Here is a 6022-nt window from a genome sequence, read left to right as displayed (position 1 = left end):
TATCCGACCCAGGTCTGGCCGAACCGCATCCGCCTGACGCGCGAATTGCTCGACCGCACGCCCGACGCGCTGGAGGCCGGCTATCCGGAATTCCAGCTGCGCGAGAGCGCGCTCGTCGGCAGCACGGCTCCGGCCGACGTGCCGCGCGCCATCGCCGAGATCATCGCCATGCCCGGAGGCACACGCCCGTTGCGCCGCGCCGTGCATCCCGGTGGCAAGCCGCAGGAGGCGATTAACAAGGTTTCAGCCGAGGTGCAGGTGCAGATGCTGGGTGGGTCGCCTTATGGCCCTTGGGTGAAGGCGGTGCACAACGTCAGCTGATTGCAACCACTGGAATTGCCCGCCCAATCCCGCTAGAGCATTTTGAAATTGACCGTTTACGGTCAATGACTCGGAAAATGCGGCATCAAAAGACAAGAGCGTTTTCGCTCAAAGTGAAAACGCTCTAAGGCGCTGCCACCGCCAGCGTCCTCGCTGGCCATTCATTCAGGCTGGGACATTCCATGGGTTTCAAATGCGGTATTGTCGGGTTGCCGAATGTCGGCAAGTCCACCTTGTTCAACGCGCTGACCGAGACGCAGGCAGCACAGGCGGCGAACTATCCATTCTGCACGATTGAGCCCAATATCGGCAATGTCGCGGTTCCCGATCCGCGACTGGACACGCTGGCAGCGATTGCGGGCAGCGCCAAAATTATTCCGACCCAGCTGGCGTTTGTCGATATTGCCGGGCTGGTGCGTGGCGCGTCAAAGGGCGAAGGGCTCGGCAACCAGTTCCTTGGCAACATCCGCGAGGTCGATGCCATTGTCCATGTACTGCGTTGCTTTGAGGACGATGACATCCAGCATGTCGAAAACAAGATCGATCCGGTTTCGGATGCTGAAACCGTGGAAACCGAACTGCTGCTGGCCGATTTGGAGAGCCTTGAAAAGCGCGTCCCCGGCCTCGTCAAGCGCGGGCAACAGGGCGACAAGGAAGCCAAGATCGGTGCATCGGTGCTCGGCAAAGCGCTTGTGCTGCTGCGCGAAGGCAAGCCCGCGCGGCTCACCGAAGCGTCCGACGAAGAAGAGGCGCGTGTGCTCGCGCAGGCGCAACTGCTTACCTCAAAGCCCGTCCTGTACGTGTGCAATGTCGATGAGGGCAGCGCGGCCGAAGGCAATGCGTTCAGCGCGCGGGTGTTCGAAAAGGCAAAGGCCGATGGCGCCGAGGCGGTGGTCGTTTCGGCTGCCATCGAGGCCGAGCTGGTCAGCATGGACATGGAGGCGCGGCTGGAGTTTCTCGCTGACATCGGGCTCACCGAGACCGGCCTCGCCCGGGTGATTCGCGCCGGATATGAACTGCTTCACCTGCTCACCTTCTTCACCGTCGGCCCCAAGGAGGCGCGCGCGTGGACCGTAGGCGTGGGATCAAAGGCCCCGCAAGCTGCGGGCGAAATTCACAGCGATTTTGAACGCGGGTTCATCCGTGCAGAGACCATTGCCTATGATGACTATATCGCGCTGAACGGCGAAAGCGGCGCGCGCGATGCAGGCAAGCTGCGCCAGGAGGGCAAGGAATATGTCGTGCAGGATGGCGATGTGCTGCACTTCAAGTTCAACGTCTGACCTGACGGGGCAATTTGACTGGCCCCATTGTCATCGAATTGCCAGACTTGATGCCTAAGCAGTATCGACCCGATCCTGCCAAAAGGACATTGCCAGATGCTTTCCCGCCGCCTGTTTGTTGCCGCAGCACCATTGGGCCTGATCGCGGCCCCCGGGATTTTGCGCGCGCAGAGCCTGTTCCGCACCTTTCCGTTTGCGCTGGGCATCGCCTCTGGGGATCCGGCGCCCGACGGCTTTGTTATCTGGACACGCTTGGCCCCGGACCCGCTCGAAGCGCATGGCGGCATGGTCATGGTGCCGATGGAGGTAACATGGGACGTCGCCAGCGATGACCGCTTTGCCACTATTGTAGCGAACGGCACCGTCGTCGCTCGCCCAGAAATGGCGCATGCAGTGCATGTCGAAGTCGGTGGATTACAGCCCAACCGCCCCTATTGGTATCGGTTCTCCGCCGGCGGTGAACGCAGCTTTTCGGGCAAGGCGCGCACACTGCCCGCAGTCGGCGCTACGGTTAACCGGTTGAAGTTCGGGGTGGTCGGTTGTCAGAATTATGAGGACGGCTATTTTGGCGCCTACAATCATCTGGCCCGCGAAGAGCTCGACTTTGTTTTTCATTATGGCGACTATATCTACGAATATCGCGGCAGCCCGACCCGCGCCAATTATTTTGGCGGCGGTCTCCAGGTGCCGGTGCGCCAGCACGTTGGCCAGATGCTCTATGACGTTGCCGACTATCGCCGTCGCTATGCGCAATACAAGAGCGATACCGATTTACAGCGGGCCCACGCAGCCCACAGCTTTTTCCCGACGTTTGACGATCACGAGATCGAGAACAACTGGGTTGCTGGGGTCAGTGGCAGCCGATCGCCTGCCGATGCGTTCGAGCTGCGCCGCGCGGCTGCCCTGCAGGCATGGTATGAACATATGCCGGTGCGCAAGGCCAACATGCCGCGCTTTGGTTCCGGTCGCTTCCATCGCACCGCACGCTTTGGCAATCTGGCAGAAATCCAGCTGCTCGATACGCGCTCATATCGGACCGACCAGCCGTGCGACGATGGCTTCAAGCCGCTGTGCGATGGCGTCAGAGACACGAATGCACAGGTGCTGGGGGCGGAACAGGAGGCCTGGCTGGCAAAAAACCTTTCAGGCAACCAGGCGCGATGGAACTGCCTCGCGCAGCAGATCATGATGATGAGCCTTGACCGCAGGCGTGCCGCCAATGAAGACACCCGTATCGCCAATATGGACAGCTGGGCCGCTTATGAGGTGCCCCGTCAGCGAATGCTGGCGCGGATGAGCGGGCTTGGCAATGTCGTCGTGCTCACTGGTGACGAGCATCAGAATTTCGTCGGCGATCTGGTTCATCGTGACCGACTGGTGGGTACCGAGATCGTGTCGACGTCGATATCAAGTGGCGGTGACGGATCGGATCTGCGCGCAGGCAGCGATCAGTTCATGCAATTCAATCCCGAGCTGAAGTTCGTCAACGACCAGCGCGGTTATGTGGTGTGCGAGGTGACCCCCGATGCTTGGCTTAGCCATATCCAGGTCGTCGACAAGGTCACCACCCCCACAAACAGCCTGAAGCGGCGCGCCACTGCTGAAATCGCGCACGGTGTGCCCGGCGCGCGCATGACGGGAATCTGATCGATATGGACCTCACATTACAACTCTGCCGCTTCATGTCAGTCATATTTCTGGCGACGGTCTTTGCGGGCCTGCCTGCAGCCGCGCAACCAACCGAAAAGCCGACGACCATCCTGATCTCGATTGACGGGATGCGGCCCGATTATCTTGACCGGGGGCTGACGCCCAACCTAACTGCGCTCAAGGCGAAGGGCGTTGCAGCAGCGATGCGCGCAAGCTTCCCTACCAAGACCTTCCCCAACCATTATACCATCGTCACCGGCAAGCGCCCGGACCGCAACGGCATCGTCGGCAATGCCATGATTGACCCGCGCCGCCCCGGCCTAGTGTTCAGCATGGGTGACCCCAAACAGGCGCTCGATCCGTTCTGGTGGGACGAGGCCGAGCCGATCTGGATCACGGCGGAGAAGGCCGGAGTGCGCTCTGCGACAATGTTCTGGCCGGGCAGCGAGGTGGCCAGCGGCAACCCTGCGACAGGGCCTATGGTGCGGCCCAGCGACTGGATGCGCTTCGACCAGAACATCACCAATGAACAGCGCGTCAATACGGTGCTCGACTGGATGCGGCGCCCGGCAGACATCCGCCCGCAGCTGATCACGCTATATTTCGATACAGTGGACACCATGGGCCACCGCTTCGGTCCCGCGCGCTCGCCCGAGCTGGACGCCGCCATCACCGAGATCGACCAGCGCATCGGCGATCTCGTTCGTGCGCTGGACGCAATGGGGCGCAGCGCCAACTTCGTCATTACGGCCGATCACGGCATGGCACAGACTGCCGAGGACCGCGTCATCCAGCTTGATGATATCATCGACCGGGCGAGCTATATCGCGGTTGAGGCCGGGCCATATGCGGCCATCGAACCATCGGCGGGTACTGACAGCCGCGTGTACGACGCGCTGCTGCAGCCGCGCGAACATATGTCATGCTACCGCAAGGAGGACCTGCCTGCGCACCTGCATTACGGCAAGAACCCGCGCGTTGCTGCGATCATCTGCATCGCGTCGAACGGCTGGACGATCCTGTCCGGCCCGCCGCGCTATCCAGTGACGGGCGGCGCGCATGGCTATGACCCCAACAATTCTGACATGCACGGCCTGTTCATGGCCTTTGGCCCGTCAATCAAGCCAACCGCCAGCCTGCCGCTGTTTGACAATGTTGATGTTTATCCGCTGGTCGCAAGACTCGCTGGTATCGAGGCCCTGCCCTCCGATGGCAATGCTGCGACGCTAGCAGGACTGCTTGCCCAATAATTTTGCTTGCAAAATTCAGGTTGCGAACCGAAACGTATTGTCATGATCTATTATGAAGACATCGCGCCGGGCTCGACGGACAGCTTTGGCCATTACATGGTCACCCGCGAGGAGGTGATCGAGTTCGCCTCAAAATATGACCCACAGCCTTTTCATCTTGATGACGAGGCAGCGGCAAAGACCCATTTCGGGCGGCTGTCGGCCAGCGGTTGGCATACCTGCGCTATCACCATGGCGATGCTGGTCGAGAATCTCAAGAAACATCAGCAGGCAGGGCTCGGATCACCCGGGATCGACGAGCTACGCTGGGTCAAACCGGTATTCCCGGGCGATACCCTGCGCGTGGAAACGACAGTGACCGAAAAGCGCCGATCAAAAAACCGCCCCGACATGGGCCTGTTCAAATCCAACCTCACTGTGCTTAACCAGCATGATGAGCCAGTGATGACGATGAAAAGCAATGGCCTGATCAGAGTGCGTGATCCGGATGCTCCGATTGAGGATTAAGCGCGACTTTGTCAGTCAGTTGCAGGCCGTCCTCTTCTCACTTACGCCCAAATAGCTTCTCGATATCGCCATGCGCCAGCTTGACCCAGGTCGGGCGGCCGTGGTTGCATTGGCCTGAGTGCGGGGTGACCTCCATTTCGCGCAGCAAAGCGTTCATCTCCGCGACCGACAGCACCCGCCCTGCGCGCACGGATCCGTGACAGGCCATGGTCGAGGCGACCAGATCAATCCGTTCTTTGAGCGACAGCGCCGCATCGAACGCGCCCAGTTCATCGGCGATGTCCTGCACCAGCCCCTTCGTATCGCCGCCGCCCAGCATCGCGGGCACCGCACGGACCAGCACTGCGCCCGGGCCGAAGCGTTCGAGCTCAAGCCCGAATTCAGCAAGCTCTCCGGTGCGTTCCTCGATCCGGTCGCAGGCGACCTCGTCCATTTCGACCACCTCGGGAATCAGCAGCGCCTGCGAAGCAACCACCCCGCCATCCGCGGCCTTGCGCATCCGCTCAAGCACCAGCCGTTCGTGCGCGGCATGCTGGTCGACGATCACCAGGCCGTCTTCGGCCTCGGCAACGATATAGGTCTTGGCGATCTGGCCGCGTGCGATGCCGAGCGGATAGCGATCCCCCATCGGCACCGGCGCATAGGCAGGTTCCGCGCGTCCCATCGGCGCGGCGCTGACGAACGGCTGGCTGCGTTCGGCAACTATTGCGTCGGACAGAAACTGTGTTTCGTTGAGCGCGCCGAGGGCGAGCGGGATGGCCGCGCCGCCAAACATGTCAGGCGCAGGCGGCAGTTGTGGCTCGCTTTGCCAGTGCGACAATGCGCCTTCCGCCGGGCGCTGCACGGCGCGGAAGCCGCCTTCGTCGAGCGCGCGGCGCAGACCTGAGATGATCATACCACGCACCATCGCAGCGTCACGAAAGCGCACCTCGGTCTTGGCGGGGTGGACGTTCACGTCGACCAACTCTGGCGGCAGATCAAGGAACAGCGCCACCACCGGGTGCCGGTCGC

General features: G+C 61.4%; 4 protein-coding genes and 2 pseudogenes. 5 read left to right on the top strand and 1 reads right to left on the bottom strand.

Going from position 1 to position 6022, the window contains the following annotated elements; genetic code table 11:
• The 5 genes and pseudogenes from ACEW8G_RS03815 to ACEW8G_RS03795 form a co-directional block, all read left to right on the top strand.
• Positions 1–321 (top strand): annotated as a pseudogene (locus ACEW8G_RS03815) (short-chain dehydrogenase/reductase); the annotation flags it as partial.
• Positions 322–503: 182 nt separating this feature from the next.
• Positions 504–1604 (top strand): redox-regulated ATPase YchF, encoded by a 1101-nt coding sequence (gene ychF, locus ACEW8G_RS03810; RefSeq protein WP_373487120.1) that lies wholly within the window; start codon positions 504–506, stop codon positions 1602–1604.
• Positions 1605–1700: 96 nt separating this feature from the next.
• Positions 1701–3251 (top strand): alkaline phosphatase, encoded by a 1551-nt coding sequence (locus tag ACEW8G_RS03805; protein ID WP_373487119.1) that lies wholly within the window; start codon positions 1701–1703, stop codon positions 3249–3251.
• A 35-nt stretch (positions 3252–3286) separates the two neighbouring features.
• Complete coding sequence (locus tag ACEW8G_RS03800) at positions 3287–4504, top strand: ectonucleotide pyrophosphatase/phosphodiesterase (protein WP_373487118.1); 1218 nt, start codon at positions 3287–3289, stop codon at positions 4502–4504.
• A 42-nt stretch (positions 4505–4546) separates the two neighbouring features.
• Positions 4547–5011: a MaoC family dehydratase gene (locus ACEW8G_RS03795; RefSeq protein WP_373487117.1), complete on the top strand. Its 465-nt coding sequence runs from the start codon at positions 4547–4549 to the stop codon at positions 5009–5011.
• Between the two features lie 37 nt (positions 5012–5048).
• Here the strand turns inward: ACEW8G_RS03795 and ACEW8G_RS03790 are convergent.
• A pseudogene (locus tag ACEW8G_RS03790) lies at positions 5049–6022 on the bottom strand (DNA mismatch repair protein MutL); the annotation flags it as partial.

Source organism: Blastomonas sp. (assembly GCF_041747255.1).
Classification (GTDB): domain Bacteria; phylum Pseudomonadota; class Alphaproteobacteria; order Sphingomonadales; family Sphingomonadaceae; genus Blastomonas.
This window is presented reverse-complemented; position numbering and strand designations above follow the sequence as displayed.

What these genes read in the sequence shown, in the direction of transcription:
- ACEW8G_RS03795 (WP_373487117.1), top strand. Translation starts at nt 4,547, where the DNA reads ATGATCTATTATGAAGACATCGCGCCGGGCTCGACGGACAGCTTTGGC.
- ACEW8G_RS03805 (WP_373487119.1), top strand. Translation starts at nt 1,701, where the DNA reads ATGCTTTCCCGCCGCCTGTTTGTTGCCGCAGCACCATTGGGCCTGATC.
- ACEW8G_RS03800 (WP_373487118.1), top strand. Translation starts at nt 3,287, where the DNA reads ATGTCAGTCATATTTCTGGCGACGGTCTTTGCGGGCCTGCCTGCAGCC.
- ychF (WP_373487120.1), top strand. Translation starts at nt 504, where the DNA reads ATGGGTTTCAAATGCGGTATTGTCGGGTTGCCGAATGTCGGCAAGTCC.